We start from the raw sequence: 26467 nt of genomic DNA, 5'->3' as shown, positions 1-26467 counted from the left end.
GAAGAGACAAGGATGCTTTATTTAGTCATGGGTCTTGCTACATACTATCTTTTTGCTTGGAGCCAATCTTTTTTTGTCTACGATAGCAGTAAACCAGTACAATTAGACCTACAACCATCAGGGCTAGGCTCATTATTTGAGCAATACGCAAAGGTCCGAGATACAAAGAGTCTGTACGCATTCCTTCAATAAAGAAACGGCCAAATGAATATAAAATGAGGTAGCTACCTAAAATTTGACCATCAAATTTTTTGAACTGATACAGCATCAATAACAGTAGAGCTAGCACAAGCAGATTCCACAAGGATTCATACAAGAAAGTAGGGTGGTAGTATTGACCTTCAATGAACATTTGTTCGCGAATAAAGGCCGGGAAGTTAGACATGAATGCGGCAGAAGCGACATCGCCATGAGCTTCCTGATTCATAAAGTTACCCCAACGACCGATGGCTTGACCCAAGATAACACTTGGCATCATAGCATCTGCTAATGTAAGGAAAGGCAGATTGTATTTTCTTATATACAGAGCACCGGCGATAAATCCGCCAATTAATCCTCCGTGGATTGCCAGACCACCATTCCATACCTTAAAGATATCGAGCAAGTTATCTTTATACGTATTCCACTCAAAGGCTACATAATAAAGACGAGCACAGATGATAGCGGCAGGAATAATCCAGACCACCATGTTTAAAATGTGATCGGGATCTATACCAGAGCGCTTGGCATTATAACGCGCGAGATATGTTCCTAGTAAAAAAGCAGTTCCCATAATAAGTCCATACCAATGGACATCTAAGCTTCCGATGGAAAAGGCAATCGGATCATACAAAGTGAATCTCCTCCTCATGTTTACTCATGGGGAAAGTATAACATAGAATACGCACGTATTTCCTCATGCATTCTCATGAAAGTTGTTTTTCTGTAAAGATAAGGATTAAAACAAAAAATGCCTTTCAATATCTTACTTTAAAATATCTAAAATATGTGCTAGAGAGGATCGATTTTCTTGCTGTTGCAGAGGAAGGAATAAATCTCCTTTTTGCTTGACACGTTTAGGCATTGTATGGATGGTAAAATCACTGGGGTGTACACTCTCTATTTCTGACCAGCTTAAAGGGGCAGAGACCGTTGCTAGCTCCTTGGCTCTAGTCGTGTAGGGAGCGGGTAATGTTTTTCCACGCCAATGCTGTAAGTAATCGAGATATAACTTCGTTCCTCGATTCTTCGTGAGACGTTCAATTGTTAGTTTTTGAGGATACTTTTGCGTTAGATAGTTACAAATAAATTCTCCTACCTTTCGAGTCTGTTCAAAAGCATAGCCTGGCTGAATAGGAATGTAGATTTGAATACCACTTGCCCCCGATGTTTTGGGATAGCTGTTGAGCTGTAACTCATCAAGTATTTCTTTTACATACAGGCTAGCCTCTATTGCATCTGTAAAATCGGGAGTGGATGGGTCGAGATCAAAAACTAACTCGGTAGGCCACTCCTGTTGGTAGGTATGAAATGCAATATGCCATTCTAACACAGCTTGATTGGCCATCCAGATTAGGGTGGCTGTATCATTTAACAATGCATAGGTGATGGAGCCATCCACAGCACGTAAAATCCAATCTGGTGCATAGTCTGGAAGATTTTTTTGATAAAAGGATTTATCCTCGACCCCATGTGGGTAGCGGATCACAGTTAAAAACCGATCAGTTGTATAAGGAAGCAAATAAGGCGCCATTTGTATGAGATATTGTAAATAAATGAGTTTGGTTACACCGGCTTTAGGCCATAGAGGCTTATTTGGATTTGTGATAACTAGCTCTTTTCCTTCGATGTCTATACGATACTCTGTTGTAGCAATCGCCAAGAATAAACCCCTCCTGCTATTCGGATGTGCCTTATTCTTCCCGATTTTTCTGTGATTTCTTCACATCATCCGTTACTTTTTTGCCGGGATAAAAGAGTTTATGTTCTTTTAGTGGGTTTTCTTTGGCACTAATATGTGTCGGAACAATTTTAAACACGCCAACCGCACTGCCCAAAGGAGAGCGATATTGGGTGACGTGAGCCTCAGATAGGGAACGGTCAAAATAACCAGGTACATATTTGTCTAGCATAACTTGTAAAACTCCTGTAGCTTCTTTCGGATCGGTAATGAGTTCGATTTGTCCAAAAACAAGAACACTAAAATAAGCGGTATCCACGTGAGCGGGGATCGGATCTGATAGAGTGCCCCTCTCATGGCTGACGGTAAAACAAACCCGGGGATTCTTAGCCATCAACGTATTTTTTCGCCCTTCCATTGATCCATGAAAATAAATACAACCATTTGTCCAGACAAAATTGACAGGAATTACGTATGGTTCGTCATGAAGGGAAAAGCCTACGTGACCGATAGGAGTGGTTTCTAAAAAATGCGTAATTGTTTGCTGATCATGAACTTCTTGTAGCGATCTTCTTAATGGATAGGACATGGTTTTTCCTCCTACTGAGTAAAGAATTCTTGACATACCAATTTGGATTACTTCATAATTGTCGTGAAAATCTGACCCTTTTCATAGAGCCAAAATGAGAATTAATTATAGGTACAGATTTAGCTGGTATTCGGGGGTGTCCATGTGTTTCCTACCAAGAAAAAGATGCAACAAAAAAAGCCAATGTATCAGCGGTTATATGAAGCCATTAAAACTGAGATTGAAAATAATAGGTTAGTGTCCGGGAGTAAACTTTTATCAATTAGACAGATGGCCCAAGAGTGGCAGGTGAGTCGAAATACAGTAGAGGCAGCTTATCATCAATTACTTGACGAAGGCTACGTGAAAAGCAAAGAGAAAAGCGGCTATTATGTGGAAGATTTATTGGCTGATGGGTGGGCCAAGGATGTGACACTGGAAGTAGTGGATCATTCCGCAAGGTTGGTGGATGAGCCAGATGATGTAGTAGCCCCTGCTCGATATGATTTTGTATATGGTAAGGTGGATGGAAATGTATTTCCATTAAAACAATGGAGAGCCTGCATGCAGGAAGCGATGCAATTCGAATTAGATCGAACGGATGCATATGGTGAATATCAAGGCGAATCTCCGTTGCGGGAGGCATTAGTTACGTATGTATATCAGGCCAGAGGTATTAGATGTGGAGCAGAGCAAATTTTTATCGGATCAGGAACGCAACAGCTATTAAGCTTATTATGCCAGACTGTCTTTCGTGATAAATCTGTCGTAGCGATGGAAGATCCAGGGTATGATCGGGTGCGTCATGTATTTCATTCACATGAAATGTCAGTACTACCGATTCAGTTGGATGAGGATGGTATTCGCTTAGATCAATTGATGGCAAGTAAGGCTGATATTGCCTACGTCACTCCATCTCATCAATACCCCTATGGGATGGTCATGTCTATTGTGCGACGACTGCAATTAATTGCTTGGGCAAACGAAACGGGGGCTTATCTGATTGAAGATGATTACGACGGAGAATTTCGTTATGGCACGAAGCCTATCCCAGCCTTGAAAGCGTTAGATAACAATGAGCGGATCATTTATTTTGGCACAGCCTCTAAGGTGTTATTGCCATCCCTGCGAATTAGTTACATGATCTTACCTCAAAGCTTGGTTACCCAGTACCAGGAGATATGGAAAAAGTATCTACAGACTGCTCCAAGAGTGATTCAATATGCACTTGCCTTGTTCCTACAAAAAGGGGAGTGGACTCGGCACATCAGACGTATGCGAAATCTGTATGCAAAAAAGCATCGCATTTTGCTTCAAACGCTAACGAAAACAATGGGGGAGCATATCGAAATTATCGGGAGTGAAGCTGGTTTACATATCTTGATTCGCATCCATACAACTTATACAGAGGATGAATTGATTCAACGGGCTAGGAAACAGGACTGTCAGGTCTATTCCATCAAGCAGTATTATCAACATGGGGGACAACGAAAAAACTCAGAAACATCTGAGTACCCTGTACTTCTGTTAGGCTTTGGTGCCATTCCAATCGAAGAGATAACACCAGGAATAGAAGCACTATATAAAGCTTGGTGGGGAAGTGAATCATACACCAGCGAGCCATCATAAATCAAACTGACATGACTGGGGAGGTACTTCGACAAAGGCTTGAATACTTGGTTGTCGTAATGTTAAACCGTCTGTCCACTCAGCAAAATGAACTTTTACAGTTAGTTCAGGTGCAATCCAACTAGCATCTTTATAGCGAACAGGGCGATTTATGAAAGGCATTTGTTTTTGAATGAGTGGCTTGATAAATTGTGTTAATGCTAGCCAATCAGCGTTTGTCAGTTTTCCTGTACCAGCATGACCAATATAGTTCAAGTGACCATCAGGTGTGTAGAGACCTAGAAGAAGGGAGTTGACTACTTGATCGCGAAACGTAACACCGCCGACAACTGCAAGTAGGTCACGGTAATATTTTTTCTTTTGCCAACGCTTATCTTTTCCATTGATGAGGTAGCTACTCGTTAGATCTTTTAATACAACCCCTTCTAGTTGATGCTGTTGCACGACCTTATACAGCGCCTGTCCGTCGGGATGGCTGGTTACGAGTTGAATATGTTCGGTAGGCTCGATCCACTGTTGTAACAGTTCTAGCCGATCGCGGAGGGGGAGGTGATTGACCCAGTCCCCATTAACAAATAGGATATCAAAGATCATATAAGTAATGGGCACCTGGGATTGTACATGAGGTACTTTTTCAAGACGACGAATTCCGTCTCTACGCATTACTTCATGAAAGGATGGCTTTCCTGTAGAACCAAGGGAAATTACTTCACCGTCTAGAATAATGGAACTGGCTGAACAATACGTAGCGATATTTGTGATTTCAGGATAGTGCCAGGTTCTTTCATTATTTCTTCTGTTAAAAAGCTGCACCTGTTGACCGTCAAAATAAGTTAAGATGCGAACACCGTCCCATTTAATCTGGGCTATCCATTCAGAGCCTTGAGGAATGCTTTCACAAATGGTTGGTTCAAACGGAATGATTGGGTTCATATGCCACCTCGTAACAATGGGATGATTGGATATACAGATCGCTTTTCTAATAGATATTATTGTTGTTGTACCTTTTCCTTCACGGTTGCTTTATCGTCGCAAATAAGGCTAGTTTTATATTCTACTAGCTGAATTTCGCATCCAGGACCCAAGGTGATATGATTGCCTCGGACAATGGTTGCTTTGGTATCTTCAAGATAAATATCGTCACCTTCAATAATATGCGTAGTTAGGCAGTTGGTAAAAAACGGGCGAAGTAGGGAAGGGAGGAAGGAGCCTTTTCGTCTTACTTCAATATGCTCTCCACCTATTTCCTTTGCTCTGCATTCACCACTTGGTTGAATATAAATTCGTCCAGCGTTCAGTAATCCGTCGATTTGAAAGCAACCATATGTCTGAAAAGACTCCGCTTCACAATCACCAGCAATTTTAGTATAACCACGTACTCTCATCTCTTCCCCATGGCAAGAGCCTTCCACGAGAATGCTACCATCAATGTTAATTTCTTGACCTTTAATCTGACCATTTACTTTTGTATTTCCACTAATTTTCATGATTTGGCTTTCAACGTTTCCATGAATAGAGGAGTTACCTCGTACGACGAAGGTTTCGGACTCTACATCTCCATCCACAGTGGCGTGCCCTGCGCAAGAAAATTCCCTACATACAAGATCAGTCGTTATTTTTGCACTACCTGCTATTTTGACGGAATGAAATGTTCCTCCAGGCACTTTCATAGATCCATTGATTACGAGATCATCTGGTTCTCTTTTTACCATTTACAACTCCTCCTTGAGTATGTCCCATTTTTGTTTTAAATTTTCGAGTAAAACGGGAAGCGAAAGACGTGCAACAATTCGAGCATGCTCTTCCCAATATATTTCGTCAGGGGACATTGTGAATAAACAGATTGACATGCCCATTTTTCTAACGAGAATGAGTTCAGTAGCTTTTCCCTGTAAGGAAGCATAGTTAGCTGCATAGGTACGTAGAACGGTTTTGGCTTCTTCCTGACTACACTCACCACTGAGAAGTAATTGATCAACAGTGTACAAGGATAGGACTATTTCAAAAGGATATTCCTGCTGTTGATCAAAAGATTCTTCATATAGCTGAAGTGAAATTGGTGTAACAATGTTTCGTGAAAGGATGCTTTGCCGGCTGATTGAATGATTTAAGGGAATGGGTGAGAACATATCTGCCAATTCATCCAGTGACAGATCATCTTTCATGCTTAGAATTTTGTTCACTCGATGAAGGATTTCTTGTTTAGGAAAAAAAGTCTCTTGCCCTGTAAAGGTTGATTTACGAATAAACCAGTCCTCGGGAATTAAATTTTTTCGTTTCCAGCGGTAAAGCTGACCATAGGAGATTCCGGTTTGCTCTAACAATTCTTTTTTTGAAAGCAATTCCTGATTAATCGGGGTGACCTCCTTATATAAGGATGATATTTTATTTTGTGTAAATGATCGTAACATAACAATGTTACGTTGTAAATGCAAAAAAACTGTATCAAAGTGCAAAAGTAATTGCGAGATTTTATTTAGAATGATTATAATGTAATGGAGAGGATGGTGAAGAGTTTGAGCATATTTAACTTTTCCGTACAAACGATGAATGAGGAAACAGTGTCATTAGAACGTTATAAAGGTAAGGTTTTACTCATTGTTAATACAGCTAGCAAATGTGGCTTTACACCTCAATATACAGATTTACAAAAGCTGTACGATCGTTACCAGGACCAAGGCTTAGAAATTTTAGGATTTCCTTGCAATCAATTTGAGCAACAAGAACCAGGAAATAACAAGGAAATTGCTCAGTTTTGCGAGTTAAATTATGGAGTGAAATTCCCTGTATTTGCAAAAACGGATGTAAAGGGAACGAATGCGAGCCCACTATTCCGCTACCTATGTCAGGAAATTCCGTTTGCTGGTTTTGATGAGTCACAGGCATCTGGTCGGCTTTTACATATGTTTTTGCAAGAAAAGTTTCCTGAGACATTGATGGATGACTCCATAAAATGGAATTTCACAAAATTTTTAGTGGATCGTGAAGGGAATGTAGTGGACCGTTTTGAGTCGCCAATTGAGCCAATGGATTTGGAAACCCCAATTAAGAATTTATTATAGAAATAATAGTCAATAGAAAGTAAAAACGAAAAAGCTGAGAGCAACCAGCTGAGCCCTCAGCTTTTTCGTTATTAATTAGAAGTCGGTGTTTGTGTTTTTTTGCGTCGTAGGGCTTTTGTTACGGTAGTTGAGCTGGTATCAGGAGACAGCTCTGTTGTAGCCGTAGTCGCAGATGCTCTACCTTTCTTTTTGGGGTTCTGAGCTATAGGGCGTGGTTCAGGATAACGTTCCACTATGTCACGGTTCTCTTTTGTTTCTTTCGTAGCCAAGTCTGGTGGTGTTTCAGCTTGTGCCAAGCTTTCTTTTAACGCCTGCATGAGATCAATGACATTGGCTCGTGGTGCGGAAGGAGCCGTTGCCACTTCTTTACCTTCCAGCTTTTTCTGAATGAGTTCTTGTAAATGTTGTCGGTACGTATCTTGGTAATGTTCAGGATGGAAGGGACGAGACATGCTTTCGACTAATTGAATGGCCATAGCTAGCTCACTCTCGACTAAGGGGGCATCAGCTTGAGGGAGAGCTGGTACTTGAGCTAAAGAGCGTACCTCATCTGGATAAAAGATCGTTTCTAACACCATACCGTTTTCGTATATACGTAATACGGCCAAGCTTTCTTTATTACGTAAAGTGATTCTAGCGATTGCAATTTTACCTGTCTGTTGTAGAGCGACTCTTAGTAGGGAATAAGCTTTTTCTCCCGTTTCCTGTGGGGAGAGATAGTAGCTTTTATCAAAGTAAATTGGGTCGATTTCGGACAACTGAACAAAATCGACAATTTCAATAGCCCGTTTTGTTTCTGGGGCAATCTTGTCTAAATCTTCCTCTTGAATCATAGCAAAATTACCTTTTTCATATTCGTATCCTTTTATGATTTCATCGGAAGTTACTTCACGATCACATGTCGGGCAAACCTTGGAGTACCGAATCGGCGTGTGGCACTCCTTATGCAATTGACGAAACCGAATATCTCGATCTTCCGTTGCTGTAAACATACGCACAGGGATGTTGACCAAACCAAAACTAATGGAACCTTTCCAAACGGTGTGCATAAAAAACGCCTCCTTATAAAAATAGTATCCACAAGGAGGCATGATGTATTGGCATGTAACTTTTGGGACGCCTATAATAATTATTGGTTATGCTTTTTGACGTCAGCAAGATCTGCTTGCGATTGCATATCACGGGCACGTTCAATTCCAACACCAGTGCGATCTGCTTGCGATTGAGCTTTAGAAGCTTTAATTTTACGTTCTGATGGATTTTTAGCAGCCATGTTGGCCTCCTTATATTCTTTATGAATGGGGACGTTTACTAATATCCCTGTTTTGAACAAAAAAATACCCCACTTCTTCTTAAGAAGAGTGAGGCAGTCATTCAAGCTGTTTCCACACGGGGAAACCTGTCACCATCATGCTCCTATCTACATGAGGTGCCAACTGAACTGACTTCAATTATGGGAGAGGAGAAACCGGAGGAAGAGCTTATGGGGAAACGTAAGTCTTCTCCGCGGTTGTCAGCGACACCATAGCATCGCTTGTAACACATTTTTACCAGCAAACTGGTAACTTATACATTCTGATTTATATTTTTTATCGGTAGCGAAATTTTACGTTTTTCCTACCTATATGGTAGTATGAAAACTACTGTCTCACAAAAAAGTGTGACAACGGATATGTATACAAGTTAGGTGAAGAGAAAATGAGAGTGATTTCAGGAGAACACAGAGGTCGTCCGCTAGCCACTGTACCTGGTACAAGTACAAGGCCCACAACAGACAAAGTAAAGGAATCCATCTTTAACATGATAGGACCTTATTTTGATGGGGAATGGGCTTTGGATCTATATGCAGGGACAGGGGGCTTAGGGATTGAAGCTCTTAGTCGCGGTGCTGCTAAAGCGATTTTTGTAGACAGTGATAGTAAAGCTTTCAGCACGGTCAAACAAAATCTTAAAACCATGCGATTGGATGAGCAGTCAGAGGTTTATAAAATTGATTCAGCACGTGCCCTTAAGGTACTTTCTACTCGTGGAGTACAATTTGATCTGGTATTTCTCGATCCTCCTTATGCGAAGCAAAAGCTTGAGCAAGAGATTGAACAACTACAACAGTTACATTTAGTAGCCGCTGATGCTTGGATTGTGACGGAGCATGACTCAAAGCTAACCTTGCCTGAGCAAATTGGATTGTGTGAGCAATATCGCTGCTCTACCTATGGAGATACTAAGGTTACCATTTATCGCTATACAGTGGAAGGAGATTCCTAGCATGAGAATAGCAGTTTGCCCAGGCAGTTTTGATCCGGTTACATATGGGCATTTAGATATCATTAAGCGTGGAGCTAAAATTTTTGACAAGGTAATTGTAGCTGTACTGGTTAATTCAAATAAAAAACCATTATTTACACTAGAAGAGCGTATGGCATTATTACGTGAGGTAACCGCTGAGTATTCTAATGTAGAAGTAGATACATTTAATGGTTTGTTAATTGATTATATGCAAAGAAAAGAAGCACGGGTTTTGTTAAAAGGCTTGCGAGCAGTATCTGACTTTGAATATGAAATGCAAATGGCCTCGATTAATCGTAAGCTAGATGACGAGATTGAAACACTATTTGTCATGACAAATAATCAATATTCTTTCTTGAGTTCAAGCATTGTAAAGGAACTCGCCAAGTACGATGCCAATGTAACTGATCTGGTGCCACCGATTGTAGAGCAATCAATGCGGTTAAAATTTCAGGAATTACAGGGAAATAGCTAGAAACTTTGCTAACCAGTAAGGTAAGCACAAACAAATGGGTAAGGAACATGAGTTTCTTACCCTTCCTTGTGTTTGCCTAAAGATAGGTTACATTATTGCTTCCATAGCTTGTGTAGTAAGAAACATATTAGAAATAAGACGATTGCGATACAAGCTGCAATGGTGCTCATTTGTGAAAAGATTAACCACCACGACTTAGCTTGTAGTAAGTGTTCACTAGGTAAAAATGCTGGGATGCTCGTATTTACATTTTGAGTAATGATAGTAAGTGGCTTCCAGAAAACGATAGTTAAAAAAGCTGCTAAAGTAGCGTGTATAGCTCGACCGATGAGATAAGGCTTTACACTAATATCCGTTTTGCTCAATATGCTTGCAACTTGGGCATGGACGCTTAGACCACCCCAAGATATGATGGCAGCCGTAATAGCTGCTTTCGTCATCATAGAGATATCCTGAATTTCACTAGTGTTTTGGGCACCCATTGTTACTTCAAACAACCCAGCCAAACCAGCTTTACCCATCGCATCCGTAAATCCAACGGGACCCAATAGTAAAAAGAGAATCCGGTTTAATAAATTGGTGATGCCAACTGTCTGCATCATTTGAAGTAAGACTGAGAACATGATGATAAACCCCCCGACGACCATCAAGGTTTGTAGAGCGGATTGCACTGCATCTCCCATTAGCTTGCCAAAGGGACGATTGTCACTGATTCGGGCGCGATGCATAGCTTGTAAGGCCCGGTAAAGTAAGGGATGCTGTGATTTTTCATAAGTAGCTGTAATGGAGGAAGCAGGGGAGTACATACGATAGAGAATGCCAAGCAGGATAGCAGCACTATAATGGGTAAAGGCGATTACATATCCAAGCTGTTCGCTGTTAAAAAAACCAACAGCTACTGCTCCGATAACAAATAGCGGATCTCCTGTGGTAGCAAAGGTAACGAGCCTCTCTCCTTCTACTTTTGTAATGTGGCCTCTCTCCCGTAATCGAGTGGTTAAATTGGCAGCGACTGGATAGCCAGAAGAGAACCCCATTGTCAGTACGAACCCTCCTGTACCAGGTACATTAAATAGAGGACGCATCAGTGGCTCCAGCAATACCCCGATAAAATGAACAACACCAACTCCCATCAGAACCTCCGATACAAATATAAAAGGGAGAAGAGCAGGAAAGACAACTTCCCACCAGATGTTTAATCCGCGAACAGCAGCTTGAAAGGAAGGCTCCGGATTAATAATAAGCACGAAAACCAAAAGGAGCGACAAAATCGCCAAGCTAATTGTGAGATAAGGAGAACGATGCGACATATAACCCTCCCGGATGTAAGCGTTAGTACATGTCTACGTTGGAAAGGTACAAACTATTCATCTTCTCTTATAGCTAAAAAATGAATGGAGAAGTGGGCTGTTTTCATATGATGAGGGGAGGAGGCGTTTTTTCATGACAGACAAGAAACGACCAACCATTGGTTTAGCACTTGGTGCTGGTGGTGCACGTGGTTTTGCTCATATCGGCATCCTAAAAGTACTTGAAGAACATGATATTCCTGTTGATTATATAGCAGGGAGTAGTATGGGGAGCTTGGTAGGGGCCTTTTATGCCAATGGGATGAAACCAGACATGATGGAAAAATTGGCGATAAATCTAAAACGCAAGCACTGGCTAGATTTGGTTGTCCCTCATATGGGATTAGTAGCCGGTCAAAAGATAAAAGAAATCATTCGCTTATTGACTCATGGCAAAAATATTGAAGAACTACAAATCCCCTTGGCAATCGTAGCAACAGATATAGAAACGGGAGAGCGAGTTGTTTTTACAGAGGGACCGGTGGATATCGCTGTTCGTTCCAGCATTGCTATGCCAGGAATTTTTGTACCAGAACAGGTAAACGGCAGGATGCTGGTGGATGGTGGTGTTATTGATCGGGTACCGATAACAGTTACGAAAGAAATGGGTGCTGATCTAGTCTTGGCAATTGATGTAGCCAATTTTGATACTAAAATGAAAGTGTCAACCATCTTTGATGTGATTGCCCAGACGATTGATGTAATGGAACGGGAGATTTTGCGCCACCGGATGCTATCCGCAGATTTGGTTATTCGTCCAGATGTAGGCCACATTGGTAGCTTGTCGTTTACACAAATAGATTCTATTGTGGAATTAGGAGAGCTAGCGGCTCGTATGCATGTTGATCAAATTAAAGAGATGATAAAGAATTGGGAGGAAACAGATGCAAAACGAACATCAATCGAACGAGCGCTTAAGACAAACTAATAAACGTAATGTAGCCGTCCTTGTAGCTATGATCATCATGATTCTGATGGTTATGAGTACCTATATTCCTATGCCTTATTATGTTCAGCGCGCTGGAACGGCAAAAGAGCTTGCCCCCATGATTACTGTAGAGGGTGGCGTGAAGGACGAGAAGGGCACATTTATGTTGACCACCGTACGTATGTCCCGAGCAACACCTTTATGGTATGTATACGCACAATTTTCTAAGGATGCTGATCTTATTTCAGATAAATTTATTACGGCTCAGGGTGAAAGCGATGAAGATTACGCAAAACGAGAGCTATTGGTCATGCAACGCTCTCAACAGGTTGCAGAAGCGGTTGCTCTTAAAAAAGCAGGTTATCCAGTCAAAATGGAAGATCAAGGAGTCCTAGTTTTGTCTGTTATGGATGGCTTTCCAGCTAAAAAAGTATTAAAGGTAGGCGATGTCATTACCTCGCTAAACGACAAGCCTGTGAAAAATAAGAATGACCTATTCCTCTTATTAGAAGGAAAGAAAGCGGGGGATGCCATCCAATTGCAATTTAAACGGGATGGTAAGGAAGAGCAAGCGGAATTAATTTTGGTTCAATTACCAGAAAATAACGGAGCTACGTCCCATCGAGCTGGATTCGGTATTACACCACAGGATCAAAAGCGTATCCTATTTGATAAAAAAATAACGATTGCCGCTAATAATATTGGGGGACCATCCGCAGGCTTAATGTTTACCTTGGAAATTTATAATCAATTGCGCTCAGAAATCGATATAACGCGTGGCTATCGTATCGCTGGAACGGGTGAAATGAATTCGGATGGTACAATAGGGCGGATCGGGGGTATCAATCATAAGGTTATCGCCGCTGATGCCGCAGGAGCAGAAATATTTTTTGCACCAAACGATACGAGCGGCGATAAATCAAACTATGAAATAGCGGTGGAAACAGCGAAACGTATTCACACTTCTATGCGGATTGTACCAGTAAAGACGGTAGATGATGCACTTCAGTATCTACAGCACCTAAAGCCAAAGGGAACAGAGTAAGTTTCTCTATTGCTCAGGTGTGATTTGTAAAGGAATTCGTCGATATTCCTCCAAAAAGGGCTGCTCGATGCAAGTAGGATGCGCCAAACGGTACAAAGCATTTGAGCGAATATCAATATCAAGCATAGGGTGCAATCCATCTCGTACATTCGTGTAGAGAGGGATTGCACTTTTTTGTTTAGCCTGCTGGAGTAATTCTCTTCCTTTCTGGCTGAACCCAAGCACACGGGCGTATGAGGCCCCATGTCGGAGGTTGAAAGTAGATATTTGTTCTTTTGTCACATCGAGTAACACGTTAAGTAACATACGTTGAATGCGGTTTTGTGTATATCGCTTACTTTTGGCGGAAGTGATCACCTCTGCAACTGTTTTTGATCGCCGTACCGATTCAAGGAGCCGGTATTCCATGCCTTCTTCAATTTCATGGTACGCGGCAAGTTTTTGTGGAGTGAGCTGTAAGAGACGATGGAATACAGGATGAACGAAATCCTCCCAACTCATAGGACAAAGTCCCGAATTCCATTCACGTTGCAACACATCTATGGTAGTTTTAGGTACGTAAGAGGCGACTGTAGCTACACTTTGCTGTTTATCTGTCAATATTTTTCGCAAAGCAGTAGCGCTGGCTATCTGCTCGTCTGTGATCGTTTCTTGATGGTAGCCTGCTTTTTGGCGTTGAATGGTGACAGGTACAATTTTGCTGTTTAACCTAGCCAGCGATAGGAGATAGTTAAAACCGAGTATATTATTTGGTTGATCGAGGGTGGTACCGTGAATGCCACGATCAGCGAGGTACATGTGAGCTGCTTCAGCGTACGCCTTAGGGTAAGGGAGACCATCACGTAGACCTGCTTTTAGTAAATGAGAAAATTCAGGTGTTTCATGCGCTAGCAGCTGTGCCGCTTGTTTCATCCAACTAATGTCTCCACTTTCACTACCAAAGCATAGCGTATCTACTACACCGATCCGATCTAACAGCGAGACTGCGCCATGGGCAAACAACTCAGCGTTAGAGGTGGCAAAGAGGGTGGGAAGTTCAATTACCAGATCAACACCTAAACGAAGAGCCATCTCGGTTCGAGCCCATTTCGAAACGATGGCAGGTTCACCCCGTTGTAAAAAGTTACCGCTCATGACCGCGACACAGGCGTCAGCCCCTGTCTTTTTTTTCGCTAACGAAAAATGAAGCTTGTGTCCATTATGCAAAGGGTTGTATTCTACTATAAGGCCCACTGTTTTCATTTGTAAAAATTACATCCTTTCTACCAGAACCTATCTGTACTGGTAGTGTAGACAAGTTCATTTGTTCTGGCAAATTCTATTTGCAGCTAATAAGGTGTCAAGGAAAATAGGTTGACAAAGATGTAGGCAAAAGCTATAATCATCTTTGTTGTGCATGAGGTGATAACATGAATATTAAACTAATAGAATTGCACCACAGAAAAGGAGAACCACTTCCTTTTCAAACAAACTTGGATTCCCAGGATTTAAAGAAGCGTCATCAAGAGATTCGAGACTTATCACCCGTAAGCGTTACGGGAGAGGCTGTGGAGCTCGGTGGCTTAATCTATATCAAGGGAGAAATACAAGCAGAAGCTAAGTTCGTTTGTGCGCGTTGCTTGACACCGTACACGGAACAGCTTTCGATTCCTTTTTCTGAAACCTTTGCGCCGAATACATCCGATATCGAATTCGATGAGGATAGCGATATTCATCAGGTGACTGGCGAAGAGATCGAGTTGGACCCGTTCCTGGAAGAAGACTTCCTGTTGTCGATTTCAGCGTTTCCATTGTGCTCCAAGGATTGTGAGGGACTGTGCTCGAATTGCGGAATCAACCGCAATGAACAGTCATGCAATTGTTCCACAGAACGTATTGATCCGCGTTTAGAAGCTCTAAAGAAATTCTTCATTCAAGCAGAAGAATAAGCTTGTTTTCAAGATGAAGCGCTTCTCTTTGGATGAATTGCTTCATTTTTGAACGGGTTGGTCGATTCCTGTGAATTGGTCCTAACCCACATACATCGGTTCCACAGATAACCATTTCACTTATGGCTTTATGCCTTGAGTTTCTATATGGGGAACCTTCAGACATTTTGACTTCGAAGGAGGTGTAAGGAAGATGGCAGTACCTCAACGTAGAACTTCCAAAACTCGTAAAAGATTGCGTCGTACGCACTTCAAATTAGAGATTCCAGGTATGGTTAAATGCGATAACTGCGGCGAACACAAACTAGCTCACCGCGTATGCGCAAGCTGCGGAACTTACAAAGGTAAGAAAGTGGTTCAATAAGTAAGAGGCAAGGTGAGATAATCACCTTGCTTTTTTTCTATTCAAACGGGAATTTATAACGGATTAAGTTGTTTTTTATGAATAGGGTTGTAAAAACACCCTCCCTCCCGTATACTAATTTAGTACCTGGTATTAAAAACAACTCGTAAGCATAGATAGAAAAAGCTAAGGGGGGTGCCGAAAATCGCTCGCATAGCAAAGAGAGATCGTCAAAGACAGCTCGTGGATAGTCTGGAACGAAATCCATTCGCTACGGATGAAGATTTGGCTACGATGTTTGATGTTAGCATTCAAACAATCAGGCTGGATCGTTTAGAGCTAGGCATACCGGAATTACGTGAACGGATTAAGACTGTTGCAGAAAAAAGTTTGGATCCAGTCAAATCACTAGGAATTGAAGAAGTGATTGGCGAAGTAATAGATCTACAGTTGGATGATTATGGAATTTCTGTTTTAGAAATAACAGAGGAGCATGTGTTTCATCGAACACAAATTGCTCGTGGGCATTACATTTTTGCTCAAGCCAACTCCCTGGCCGTTGCTGTCATCGACGCGGATGTTGCTTTAACGGCTACAGCCCGCATGCGTTTTATCCGACCTGTGAAGCAAGGTGAGAAGCTAGTTGCCAAGGCTGTGGTTCGTTCTACGGAAGGGGACGAAAGCAAGGTGCGCGTCGAAACGAAGGTCCAAGGAGAAAATGTGTTTACTGCTACCTTCAGGGTGTTTCGTATCCGGGAGTAGTAAGAGCAGAAAGAAACAGGAGGGAATTGTATTTGCGTATTTCACTTGATGCCATGGGGGGCGATCATGCACCCCGCAGTGCTGTAGAAGGAGCTCTGGAGGCTATCGCTGTTGAACCCTCCTTACAAATTGTTTTAGTTGGGGATGAATCAGCTATTGGCAACTATCTGCCTACACCCCGTCCATCTAATATTGAGATTTTACATACAACAGAAAAAATAGCAACAGATGAAGAACCGGTCAAAGCAGTACGCCGTAAAAAAGATTCTTCCTTAGTGAAAGCTGTTGAGCTAGCACGTCAAGAGGAAGTAGAAGCGGTCATTTCAGCTGGTAACACCGGCGCGCTGATGACAGCTGGCTTACTTGTGACTGGACGTATGAAGGGAATTGAGCGTCCAGCTCTTGCTGCGATGATTCCTAAGATTAAGGGTGGGGTTACTTTGGTGCTTGATGTTGGTGCCAATATGGATGCCAAACCGCAACACCTTGTGCAATATGCCATTATGGGTAGCCTTTATGTAGAAAAAGTCTTAGGAATTAAACAACCACGTGTTGGACTACTAAATGTCGGTACGGAAGAAGCAAAAGGTAATGAGCTGGCAAAAAGCACCTTTCCTTTGCTAAAAGAGAGTCCGGTACATTTTATTGGAAACGTAGAAGCACGAGACTTATTAGAGGATGCTTGCGATGTGCTGGTATGTGAAGGCTTCTCTGGCAACATATTATTAAAAAACACAGAGGGAACGGCATTAGCAATATTCTCCCAGTTGAAACGTGAGCTTACTTCAACTCTCATGAATAAACTGGCTGCTGCTATTTTAAAACCAAGTCTAAAGCGTTTTGCTAACCGCATGGACTATGCAGAGTATGGTGGTGCGCCGATGCTTGGATTGAAACGACCTGTCTTTAAGGCGCATGGTTCATCCGATGCAAAAGCTTTTAAAAATGCCCTGCTTGCAGCGGCGCGTTTTTGCAAGTCTGATGTCAATCAGCTCATCTTGAAGGAGCTACAGATCGATCATAGCGGAAAAGGGGAAAAAGAATGAATGGATTACGTCCTGTAGGAATCCTGGCAACAGGCTCCTATACACCTGATAAAGTGTTAAGTAATGCCGATTTGGAAAAGATCGTGGAAACCTCTGACGAATGGATTACCTCTCGTACTGGAATTCGTGAACGCCGAATTTGTGCGGAAGACCAAGCTTCTTCAGACCTAGCCTATGAAGCTGCTGTGAGAGCGCTGAACAAGGCAAATATTAGTGCTGAAGAGATTGACATGATCATTGTGGCAACAGTAACCCCAGACCATTCTTTCCCATCTACATCATGCATATTACAAGAAAGATTGGGTGCTAAGAAAGCGTCAGCAATAGATCTTTCAGCAGCATGCACTGGCTTCATTTACGGGGTAACGACTGCTACACAATTTATCGCGAATGGCATGTATCGTTATGTGCTGGTAATCGGGGTAGAGTCATTGTCCAAAATTACAAACTATGAAGATCGAAATACATGCGTACTGTTTGGTGACGGTGCAGGAGCCGCTGTTCTTGGTCCTGTTCCAGAGGGAATGGGCTTTAAAGCATTTGATCTAGGCGCGGATGGATCTGGCGCCAAGTTATTAAGTCTACCAGCTGGCGGTTCACGTTACCCAGTTTCGAAAGAGACAGTAGAGAACAAAATGCACTATTTGAGCATGACAGGCAATGAAGTCTTTAAATTTGCCGTGCGTGTAATGAACAGTGCAACTGAAACGGTTTTAACAAAAGCAGGTTTAGAAAAGGAAGCAATCGATCTCTTGGTACCACATCAAGCGAATCTACGTATCATTGATTCAGCTGTGAAACGGTTTGGCTTGTCAGAAGATAAAGTGGTAATTAACTTGGATCGCTATGGAAATATGTCGTCTGCCTCTATTCCTGTTGCATTGGATGAAGCAATCCAATCGGGAAGAGTAAAAGAAGGAGACAATGTTATTCTCGTTGGCTTTGGTGGCGGCTTGACTTGGGGAGCAGCGCTGCTTACATGGTGCACACGTGAGCAAAACGGCGAATAATACGAAGTACACAGGGATTGGAGTCGAATGGATTTGAATAAACTAGCATTTGTTTTTCCAGGACAAGGCTCTCAGTTTGTTGGAATGGGAGCACAGTTATGTGAAGAATCATCAGCGGCAAAAGCGATTTTTAGTCAGGCGGATGAAGCGTTAGGCTTCTCGCTTTCACATCTTTGTTTTGAAGGACCTGAAGAGGAGTTGCGTTTGACAGTAAACACGCAACCAGCTATTTTGACCATGAGCGTTGCTGTTCTCAGGGTTTTACAAGAAAAATGCCCTGATCTGAAGCCGGATTTCGTGGCAGGACACAGTTTGGGCGAGTATTCTGCACTGGCAGCTGCTGGAGCAATCAGCTTTACTGATGCTGTGAAAACCGTACGAGCTCGTGGACAATTTATGGAACAAGCAGTGCCTGCTGGCCAAGGGGCTATGGCAGCTGTACTTAATATGGACCGCCAAAATTTGCGAAGCATATGTGAACAAGTTACCGAAGCCGGATATCCTGTTCAGCTTGCAAATATGAACTGCCCAGGACAAATTGTAATTTCAGGTAGTGCTGAAGGTGTAGAAAAAGCAGGAGTACTGGCAAAAGAAGCGGGCGCTAAACGCGTCATGCCACTAAATGTTAGCGGACCTTTCCATTCTTCTTTAATGCAACCAGCTGCTGAGCTTTTACAAGCTGTTTTGGCTGATATCGAAATAAACGATGCCAACGTATCAGTAGTGACGAATGTTACGGCACGTCCTGTGACGAAATCTAGTGAAATCACTACGAGCTTGGTTGAACAGGTATCTTCTCCTGTTCTTTGGGAAGATTCGGTTGCTTGGATGATCGAGCAAGGCGTGACTACGTTTGTTGAGATCGGTCCAGGAAAAGTATTAGCTGGTCTGGTGAAAAAAATTGCACCAAAAGAAGCCAACATAAAAATCTTTAGCCTGCAAGACATGGATTCACTTACTGAATTCGTTGGAGGAGGAGAAGCATGTTAATGTTAGAAGGTAAAGTAGCTTTGATTACAGGAGCTTCTCGTGGTATCGGTCGTGCCATCGCGCTAAAATATGCGGAAGCAGGAGCGAATATCATCGTTAATTATTCAGGAAACGAAGCGAAAGCTCAGGAAACAGTGGCCGACATCGAAAAACTGGGTCGTGAAGCAATTATGATTCGCGCCAATGTAGGAAATACAGAAGAAGCGGAGAATATGGTAAAAGAAGCGTTGGAGCGCTTTGGAAAAATTGATATTCTCGTAAATAATGCAGGAATTACTAGAGATAATCTCTTAATGCGTATGAAAGAGTCAGAATGGGATGAGGTTATCAACGTCAATTTAAAAGGCGTATTTAATATGACAAAAGCGTTGACTCGTCCAATGATGAAACAACGTGGTGGAAGCATCATCAATATTACATCGGTTGTAGGTGTATTAGGTAACGCAGGACAGGCTAACTATGTGGCTGCCAAAGCAGGAGTCATTGGCTTAACCAAAACCACTGCTCGTGAACTAGCTTCACGAAACATTAAGGTGAATGCTATTGCTCCAGGATTTGTTGACACTGATATGACAGATGTTCTACCTGAAGATGTCAAGAGTGGAATTCTAGCACAAATTCCATTTAACCGTCTGGGATCAGCTGACGAAATTTCTAATGTAGCCCTTTTCCTAGCATCTGATGCATCTAGCTACATGACAGGGCAAACTTTACATGTAGACGGCGGTATGTATATGTAAACTGGTTTTTACTAGGGACATCCCGTATAATACGTGAGAGGGGGTGAAGTAAGTGGCAGAAATTCTTGATCGTGTAAAGAAAATCGTCATTGACCGTTTAGGTGTAGACGAAGATAAAGTAACGTTGGAAGCTTCTTTCAAAGAAGATCTAGGGGCAGACTCTCTTGACGTAGTTGAGCTTGTTATGGAATTAGAAGACGAGTTCGACCTAGAGATATCTGATGAAGATGCAGAAAAAATTACTACTGTGGGTGAAGTAGTTAATTACATATCTTCCCACAAGTAATCGCTAAGGAGGGGCTCCGTTTCGACGGGGCTTCTCCCTTTACGCAAATAAGTGATTTTTTCAACAGACGTACGTTACTAATAATGTAAAGCTAGGATGCGCAAGCTGATTTATATAGAGGTGAATGAACATGAGACGTAGAGTAGTCATTACGGGTTTCGGATGCATTACTGCACTTGGAAAAGACCCAGAAACCCTTTGGAAGAACCTGCTTGCAGGTAAATCAGGGATCAGTCCGATTGAGAATTTTGACGCGACCGATTATCCTACAAAAATTGCAGCAGAAGTTAAAGATTTTGATCCAGAACAATATATGGATAAACGAGAAGCACGTCGGATGGACCGTTTCGTGCAGTTTGGTCTGGCAGCAGCGAAGGAAGCAGTGAAAAACGCAGATTTGACCATTACTGATGAGAATGCTGAGCGTATCGGTGTCTATATTGGTTCAGGAATAGGTGGACTTAGCACATGGGAAGAACAACATCAGATTTTGGTGGAGAAAGGTCCACGTCGTGTTAGCCCGTTCTTTATTCCTATGCTAATCGCTAATATGGCTTCTGGAATTGCTTCTATCGAGTTGGGGGCTAAAGGTCCAACTTCGAGTGCAATCACTGCATGTGCAACAGGTACGAATGCAATTGGTGACGCTTTCCGTCTCATTCAGTTCGGTCAAGCTGATGTTATGATTACGGGTGGAACAGAAGCGACGATTCGTCCGATGGGGATGGCTGGTTTTTGTTCCTTAAAAGCAATGTCTACTCGTAATGATGAACCACAAAAGGCAAGTCGTCCTTTTGATCAAGGTCGAGATGGTTTTGTTATGGGTGAAGGTGCTGGGGTATTGGTTTTGGAAGAATTAGAGCACGCTAAACAACGTGGAGCAACCATTATTGCCGAGGTAATTGGCTACGGTATGAGCGCTGATGCGTTCCATATTACTGCTCCGGATGAAAATGGAGACGGTGCACGCCGCTGTATGTTAAATACGTTAAAAGATGCGGGCATATCTCCTGAGCAAGTGGACTACATCAATGCACATGGTACATCTACTCCAGCTGGGGATGTGGCTGAAACAAAAGCGATTAAGAACCTGTTTGGCGAGCATGCCTATAAGTTAGCTGTGAGTTCTACAAAATCGATGACAGGTCATCTGTTGGGAGCAACAGGCGCAATCGAAGCGATGGCGACGGCTTATGCTCTGCGTGACCAGATTTTACCTCCAACCATCAACTTAGAGAACCCTGACCCAGAATGCGATCTGGATTATGTACCAAACAAAGCGAGAGGGGCAAAGGTGGAATATGCCTTGTCTAACACGTTTGGCTTTGGTGGGCATAATGCGACCATTCTTTTAAAACGTTATGCGGAGTAGGGTATGCATTCGGTGAGGGAAGGTGTGAGAGGGATGAATTTTAAACAGCTGCAAGAAAAAATCGGAATCGTATTTACTGATGAGTCCTTGTTGCGGCAAGCATTCACCCATTCTTCCTATGTGAACGAGCAAAGGGGCAAACGGATTTCTGACAACGAACGCTTGGAGTTTTTAGGTGATGCGGTGTTGGAGCTAACGGTCTCCCAATTTCTCTACAAAATGTTCCCGAAAATGAGCGAAGGTGAAATGACCAAGCTTCGTGCGGCGATCGTATGTGAACCGTCACTCGTTAAGTTTGCGGAGTTGCTTCATTTTGGTGAACTGGTGCTATTGGGAAAAGGCGAGGAGCTTACAGGAGGGCGACAACGTCCAGCTCTCCTCGCTGACGTTTTTGAAGCCTTTGTCGGCGCTTTGTACCTTGATCAAGGCTTGGATGCGGTTTTTCAATTCCTAGAAAAATATGTGTATCCGCGCATTGATAAAGGTGAATTTACACAAGTGACCGATTTTAAAAGTCAATTGCAAGAGCTTGTTCAACAGGACAGCTTGGGAGAAATTATTTATCGAATTTTGCAAGAGAGAGGGCCTGCCCACAATCGTGAGTTCGTATCCGAAGTGATATTGAATGGGAATCAGTTGGGAGTAGGCTCTGGTCGTTCCAAGAAAGAGGCAGAACAACGCGCTGCTGCACTTGCTCTCATGAAAATTGAGACGAAAGCATAAAAATAGCTGTAAACCTATAAAAAAGACTAGGCTTCTACTTTGTTTTATCTACAAGGTAGGGGCTTAGTCTTTTTTTTGATGAAAAGTTATTTACAATTATTTTGAAATAAGATGAAACGCTTGTAGAAGACCGCAACATTAATTGGAAAGTACCACTGACGAATTAATTAGGATGAAGTGCAGAGCAAACCAATAATAGAAACATGGTTTGAATAGTAGGAATCGTAAGTCCTTACTTTGGCTGAAAACAAAGTAAGGGCTTCTTTTGTTTTCATTCTAAATAAAGCTTAGTTTTTCTATAAATGCAGGATATATGGAAAAAATGGTAACACGCCAGAAAATCAGGTATTTCCCAAGTCACCCTACGCCAAATGGGTCATCTGTGATAAACTAGGAGAGTTAAAGAGGATTGAGTATGTTTAGGGGAGATTATCATGTATTTAAAACGGTTGGAACTGATCGGCTTTAAGTCGTTTGCAGACCGGACCGAATTGGAGTTTGTACCGGGAGTGACTGCGGTAGTTGGTCCAAACGGTAGCGGCAAGAGCAATGTATCGGATGCGATTCGTTGGGTGCTTGGTGAACAAAGCGCCAAGTCGCTTCGTGGCTCCAAGATGGAAGATATTATTTTTGCTGGTAGCGATACGCGCAAACCGGTAAATTTCGCGGAAGTATCTTTGACCCTAGATAACTCGGATGGCTCTTTGGATACCGAATACTCCGAAGTGACCGTTACACGTCGAGTCTATCGTTCAGGGGACAGCGACTATTCTATTAACAAGCGTTCCTGCCGATTAAAAGATATCATGGAACTGTTTATGGATACCGGTGTGGGAAAAGAAGCCTACTCCATCATTGGACAAGGACGAATCGAAGAAATACTTAGTACAAAATCAGAAGATCGCCGGGGCATTTTTGAAGAAGCAGCCGGAATTGTAAAATATAAAACTCGTAAGCGAGAAGCAGGCAAGAAACTGGATGAAACTACCCAAAATTTAGTGCGCATTTATGATATTCGCAATGAGGTAGAAGAGCAAGTAGGACCACTGCAGGAGCAAGCTGAAAAAGCAAAGACCTATAAAGGGCTACATGAAAAGCTGATCCAGCATGAGGTAGCCCTCTACGTGCAGCAAATCGAACAGACGCATGCCAAATGGGAAGAAACGAAACGACAGTCAGCTGATTTTGAAAACCAATTGGCCAAGCGTACCGCGCAAGCAGGCCAGCAAGAAGCTGAGCTGGAGCAAGCTCGTTACAAGGTTAACCAAATTGACGAATCAATTGAAGAGCTTCAACAGGTATTGCTAACGGTTAGTGAAGAGGCGGAGAAGGTAGAGGGTCGCCGTGAGGTATTGCGGGAGCGCAAAAGAAATCTTGAAGCGAATCGTAAGCAAACGATGGAGCAAATGCATCGCTTAACCGAGAAGCAGCATGCCTTAGAGGAAGAGCTGACAGCGGAAGAGGCACGTCGAGAAGAAGCCAAGGGAAAGATGCGTGAAGCAGAAGGAAAGCTCAAGAAGGCGGAATCTGAATTCCAGGTTGTCGTGCGTGGATTGACAGATGACTTGGAAAAGCTGAAAAGCGATTACTTCGATAAGCTTAATGAAATGGCTCGCCTTCGTAATGATATTCGTCATCAAGAACAGACGCGTGATACCAGCAAGGCGCGAATAGAACGTCTGCAAGTAGATCGTGATCGCTTGGTTAGTGAAGAGTCTACTCAGCTGCATACAGGTGAAGGGCATGCCACTGAACTGGCAACAATTGAGCAAAAGCTAAATACAACCTTAACCCGTTTCCGTGAACTCATGGCCGAAACTCGCGGACAAGAACAACAGATTGAAGAGGCTGAAAAGGAAGTACGTCGCCTTGAACAGCAACGGGAAGCTACACGCTCTAGATTAGACTTATTAAAAGAGATGCAGCATGATTTCGCAGGCTTCCAGCAGGGGGTTAAAGAAATCTTACGAGCTCGTGAAAAAGGCATGAAAGGAATTCACGGAGCGGTTGCTGAGCTAATGACGGTACCGCGTAAGGTTGAAACGGCTATCGAGGTTGCTTTGGGTGGAGCGCTACAAAATGTGGTCGTAAACGACGAAGCAGCGGGACGTGAAGCGATTACCTACTTGAAACGGCATAATCTGGGGCGTGCTACCTTTTTGCCACTATCGGTGATTCGCTCTCGTTCACTTACCAGTGAAGATGAACGGCAATTGCGCCATGAAAGCGGAGTGGTAGGTATTGCCAGTCGTCTTGTTTCCTTTGATGAAGCTTATCGCGCTGTTGTCGAGTCTATGCTTGGCAATGTGATTATTACTGAAACATTGGAGCAAGCAAACCGTGTAGCGAGAAGTTGTCATTACCGGTATCGGGTGGTTACGCTAGATGGTGATATCGTTAATGCAGGCGGCTCTATGACAGGTGGAGCTGTGAAGAAGAACAATGCCAATCTTCTAGGGCGCAACCGTCAGGTAGAAGAGCTAGAAGGTATGTTAGACACCTTGCATAATGAAATGATACAGAAAAAGGCTAGCATTGATGCTGTTACAAAAACTGCGAAACAAGCAGAGGAACAACAGGAAAAGTTGCGTGAACAGGGAGAAGTTCTCCGTTTACGTGAACAGGAATTAAAAGGGTTGTTACAACAGGCGGAGTTATCTGGAAAGTCATTACGTGAACGTATGGCTGTACTTGATCAGGATATGGCTCTCTATCAAAAAGAGATGAACGATGCTGAGCATAAGCTGATGGAACTTACCCAGCAATTGAAAGGGCTAGAGGAAGAAGAGCATTTGCTCACAACCGCCATCGCTACAGCAGAAACAAGACGAAAAGAGCATATGCTTAGCAAGGAAGAAATGAATGAGCAGATTACCAGTCTGAAGGTGCTGGTGGCTCAAGTAAAGCAGGAGCATGCTTCTCGAATTGAACAGGTAGAGCGTTTGCGTGAACAACGTACCTTGTTGACGAAAGAATGGGAAGAAGCAAATCAGGCATTGATGGATCTACATAGTCTGGATGATAATAATGATTCATTTTTTGGAGAGCTGGATGAAAAAATCACCGAGCTTCGCCAGGATAAGGACCGTGTTGCCAACTTAATTTCTGAACGACGTGGAGATCGAGCTAGTCTATTTGCTAAGCAGGAGCAATTGGAGCTTGAAGTAAAAGAGATTCGTAAACAAGTAAAAGCACTTGAAGAGAAACTACATGCCGAAGAGGTAAAAGGAAACCGGTATGAAGTGGAATTAGATCATTTGCTAAACAAGCTATCAGAAGAGTACGAGCTAAGCTTTGACCTTGCCAAGCAGAAATATCCTCCGCTGGGAGAGATTGCTGAGCAACAGGTGGTAGTTAATGGATTGAAGAAGCAAATAGCTGCACTCGGTACGGTTCATTTAGGAGCAATTGAAGAGTTTGATCGCCTAGCAGAGAGGTTAGATTTCTTGCGTAAACAAGAAGAAGACCTAATAGAGGCAAAAGAGATGCTCTATCAGGTGATTGCTGAAATGGACACAGAGATGTCGCGTCGTTTCCAACAGACATTTGATGAGATTCGAGTCCAATTCCAGGATGTGTTTGTGCAGTTGTTTGGAGGAGGTCGAGCTGATCTCTTATTGTCACAACCGGATCGATTGCTGGAAACAGGAATTGATATTGTGGCTCAACCGCCTGGTAAGAAATTGCAGAATTTAGCTTTGTTATCTGGAGGAGAACGCGCATTAACAGCTATGGCGCTATTATTTGCCATTCTGCGTGTAAAACCAGTGCCATTCTGTGTATTAGATGAGGTCGAGGCCGCACTGGATGAAGCCAATGTCAGCCGCTTTGCAGAATACATGCACCACTTTAGCGGTGAGACCCAGTTTATTTGTGTCACACATCGGAAAGGTACTATGGAAAGTGCTGATGTTTTGTACGGTATTACTATGCAGGAAGGCGGCGTTTCCAAGCTGGTGTCTGTTAAGCTTGAAGAAACGAAAAAACTGATTGATTCAGCTTCATAGATAGTTGTAGTCTTGTAGACTCAACGCATCATGAAAAAC

General features: G+C 42.7%; 27 protein-coding genes. 17 read left to right on the top strand and 10 right to left on the bottom strand.

Annotation, left to right across the window (positions count from 1 at the left end; translation table 11 throughout):
* Positions 1-37: 37 nt before the first annotated feature.
* From lgt to BrL25_RS02225, 3 genes are all read right to left on the bottom strand, one after another.
* A complete protein-coding gene (lgt, locus tag BrL25_RS02235; protein ID WP_018670765.1) occupies positions 38-832 on the bottom strand; it encodes a prolipoprotein diacylglyceryl transferase in 795 nt (264 codons plus the stop codon).
* 132 nt (positions 833-964) lie between these two features.
* On the bottom strand, positions 965-1861 hold the full coding sequence (gene ligD, locus BrL25_RS02230; RefSeq protein WP_018670766.1) for a non-homologous end-joining DNA ligase: 897 nt from the start codon (positions 1859-1861) through the stop codon (positions 965-967).
* A gap of 31 nt (positions 1862-1892) precedes the next feature.
* Positions 1893-2468, bottom strand: a complete 576-nt coding sequence (locus BrL25_RS02225; RefSeq protein ID WP_018670767.1) for a pyridoxamine 5'-phosphate oxidase family protein — start codon at positions 2466-2468, stop codon at positions 1893-1895.
* Between the two features lie 144 nt (positions 2469-2612).
* On the opposite strand from BrL25_RS02225, the gene pdxR reads away from it, so the two are divergent.
* A complete protein-coding gene (gene pdxR / locus BrL25_RS02220) occupies positions 2613-4076 on the top strand; it encodes a MocR-like pyridoxine biosynthesis transcription factor PdxR (protein WP_018670768.1) in 1464 nt (487 codons plus the stop codon).
* On the opposite strand, the gene BrL25_RS02215 is transcribed toward pdxR, so the two are convergent.
* From BrL25_RS02215 to BrL25_RS02205, 3 genes are read right to left on the bottom strand one after another with little or no spacing between them, the layout of a single operon-like run.
* The gene (locus BrL25_RS02215) at positions 4071-5009 is read right to left on the bottom strand and encodes an ATP-dependent DNA ligase (RefSeq protein ID WP_018670769.1); all 939 of its coding nucleotides are present in this window, start codon (positions 5007-5009) and stop codon (positions 4071-4073) included. The genes pdxR and BrL25_RS02215 overlap by 6 nt on opposite strands.
* A gap of 56 nt (positions 5010-5065) precedes the next feature.
* Positions 5066-5788, bottom strand: coding sequence for a polymer-forming cytoskeletal protein (locus BrL25_RS02210; protein WP_018670770.1), 723 nt, complete (start codon positions 5786-5788; stop codon positions 5066-5068).
* Positions 5789-6487 carry a YhbD family protein gene (locus BrL25_RS02205; protein WP_181021676.1) on the bottom strand — a complete coding sequence of 233 codons (699 nt, stop codon included), beginning with the start codon at positions 6485-6487 and terminating at the stop codon, positions 5789-5791.
* A 105-nt stretch (positions 6488-6592) separates the two neighbouring features.
* On the opposite strand from BrL25_RS02205, the gene BrL25_RS02200 reads away from it, so the two are divergent.
* Positions 6593-7138 carry a glutathione peroxidase gene (locus tag BrL25_RS02200; protein ID WP_018670772.1) on the top strand — a complete coding sequence of 182 codons (546 nt, stop codon included), beginning with the start codon at positions 6593-6595 and terminating at the stop codon, positions 7136-7138.
* Positions 7139-7209: 71 nt separating this feature from the next.
* On the opposite strand, the gene ku is transcribed toward BrL25_RS02200, so the two are convergent.
* Together ku and BrL25_RS25045 are read right to left on the bottom strand one after the other, a co-directional pair.
* On the bottom strand, positions 7210-8187 hold the full coding sequence (ku, locus tag BrL25_RS02195; protein WP_018670773.1) for a non-homologous end joining protein Ku: 978 nt from the start codon (positions 8185-8187) through the stop codon (positions 7210-7212).
* An 80-nt stretch (positions 8188-8267) separates the two neighbouring features.
* Positions 8268-8471, bottom strand: a complete 204-nt coding sequence (locus BrL25_RS25045) for a hypothetical protein (RefSeq protein WP_140575135.1) — start codon at positions 8469-8471, stop codon at positions 8268-8270.
* Positions 8472-8836: 365 nt separating this feature from the next.
* Here BrL25_RS25045 and rsmD point away from each other — a divergent pair, with 365 nt between their 5' ends.
* Entirely contained in the window at positions 8837-9403 is a 567-nt protein-coding gene (gene rsmD / locus BrL25_RS02190; protein ID WP_018670775.1) for a 16S rRNA (guanine(966)-N(2))-methyltransferase RsmD, read from the top strand.
* 1 nt (position 9404) lies between these two features.
* Positions 9405-9899: a pantetheine-phosphate adenylyltransferase gene (coaD, locus tag BrL25_RS02185; RefSeq protein WP_018670776.1), complete on the top strand. Its 495-nt coding sequence runs from the start codon at positions 9405-9407 to the stop codon at positions 9897-9899.
* A gap of 92 nt (positions 9900-9991) precedes the next feature.
* On the opposite strand, the gene ylbJ is transcribed toward coaD, so the two are convergent.
* Positions 9992-11209 (bottom strand): sporulation integral membrane protein YlbJ, encoded by a 1218-nt coding sequence (gene ylbJ, locus BrL25_RS02180; protein WP_018670777.1) that lies wholly within the window; start codon positions 11207-11209, stop codon positions 9992-9994.
* A gap of 133 nt (positions 11210-11342) precedes the next feature.
* Between ylbJ and BrL25_RS02175 the strand changes: the two genes are divergently transcribed.
* A complete protein-coding gene (locus BrL25_RS02175; RefSeq protein ID WP_018670778.1) occupies positions 11343-12176 on the top strand; it encodes a patatin-like phospholipase family protein in 834 nt (277 codons plus the stop codon).
* A complete protein-coding gene (locus BrL25_RS02170) occupies positions 12133-13221 on the top strand; it encodes a SepM family pheromone-processing serine protease (RefSeq protein ID WP_018670779.1) in 1089 nt (362 codons plus the stop codon). Before BrL25_RS02175 ends, BrL25_RS02170 begins: the two co-directional genes overlap by 44 nt.
* Positions 13222-13227: 6 nt before the next feature.
* Here the strand turns inward: BrL25_RS02170 and BrL25_RS02165 are convergent, their stop codons facing one another.
* Positions 13228-14463, bottom strand: a complete 1236-nt coding sequence (locus BrL25_RS02165) for a nucleotidyltransferase (RefSeq protein ID WP_018670780.1) — start codon at positions 14461-14463, stop codon at positions 13228-13230.
* Positions 14464-14630: 167 nt separating this feature from the next.
* Between BrL25_RS02165 and BrL25_RS02160 the strand changes: the two genes are divergently transcribed.
* The 11 genes from BrL25_RS02160 (at position 14631) to smc (ending at position 26428) form a co-directional block, all read left to right on the top strand.
* Entirely contained in the window at positions 14631-15149 is a 519-nt protein-coding gene (locus BrL25_RS02160) for a YceD family protein (RefSeq protein WP_018670781.1), read from the top strand.
* 193 nt (positions 15150-15342) lie between these two features.
* Complete coding sequence (gene rpmF / locus BrL25_RS02155; protein ID WP_018670782.1) at positions 15343-15513, top strand: 50S ribosomal protein L32; 171 nt, start codon at positions 15343-15345, stop codon at positions 15511-15513.
* 174 nt (positions 15514-15687) lie between these two features.
* On the top strand, positions 15688-16254 hold the full coding sequence (gene fapR / locus BrL25_RS02150) for a transcription factor FapR (RefSeq protein ID WP_018670783.1): 567 nt from the start codon (positions 15688-15690) through the stop codon (positions 16252-16254).
* Between the two features lie 32 nt (positions 16255-16286).
* Entirely contained in the window at positions 16287-17300 is a 1014-nt protein-coding gene (plsX, locus tag BrL25_RS02145) for a phosphate acyltransferase PlsX (RefSeq protein ID WP_018670784.1), read from the top strand.
* A complete protein-coding gene (locus BrL25_RS02140; RefSeq protein WP_018670785.1) occupies positions 17297-18310 on the top strand; it encodes a beta-ketoacyl-ACP synthase III in 1014 nt (337 codons plus the stop codon). The genes plsX and BrL25_RS02140 overlap by 4 nt, the downstream gene beginning before the upstream one ends.
* Positions 18311-18343: 33 nt before the next feature.
* Positions 18344-19300 carry an ACP S-malonyltransferase gene (gene fabD, locus BrL25_RS02135; protein WP_026315085.1) on the top strand — a complete coding sequence of 319 codons (957 nt, stop codon included), beginning with the start codon at positions 18344-18346 and terminating at the stop codon, positions 19298-19300.
* Complete coding sequence (gene fabG / locus BrL25_RS02130; RefSeq protein WP_026315086.1) at positions 19300-20040, top strand: 3-oxoacyl-[acyl-carrier-protein] reductase; 741 nt, start codon at positions 19300-19302, stop codon at positions 20038-20040. Before fabD ends, fabG begins: the two co-directional genes overlap by 1 nt.
* Positions 20041-20092: 52 nt before the next feature.
* On the top strand, positions 20093-20326 hold the full coding sequence (acpP, locus tag BrL25_RS02125; protein WP_003336866.1) for an acyl carrier protein: 234 nt from the start codon (positions 20093-20095) through the stop codon (positions 20324-20326).
* A 130-nt stretch (positions 20327-20456) separates the two neighbouring features.
* Positions 20457-21698 (top strand): beta-ketoacyl-ACP synthase II, encoded by a 1242-nt coding sequence (fabF, locus tag BrL25_RS02120; protein ID WP_018670788.1) that lies wholly within the window; start codon positions 20457-20459, stop codon positions 21696-21698.
* Positions 21699-21731: 33 nt separating this feature from the next.
* Positions 21732-22421 (top strand): ribonuclease III, encoded by a 690-nt coding sequence (gene rnc, locus BrL25_RS02115; protein WP_018670789.1) that lies wholly within the window; start codon positions 21732-21734, stop codon positions 22419-22421.
* A gap of 434 nt (positions 22422-22855) precedes the next feature.
* On the top strand, positions 22856-26428 hold the full coding sequence (gene smc, locus BrL25_RS02110) for a chromosome segregation protein SMC (RefSeq protein WP_018670790.1): 3573 nt from the start codon (positions 22856-22858) through the stop codon (positions 26426-26428).
* Positions 26429-26467 lie beyond the last annotated feature (39 nt).

The organism is Brevibacillus laterosporus DSM 25, from assembly GCF_002706795.1.
Classification (GTDB): domain Bacteria; phylum Bacillota; class Bacilli; order Brevibacillales; family Brevibacillaceae; genus Brevibacillus_B; species Brevibacillus_B laterosporus.
Note: the sequence above shows the minus strand (reverse complement) of the source record. Positions and strands in the feature narration are given on the sequence as shown.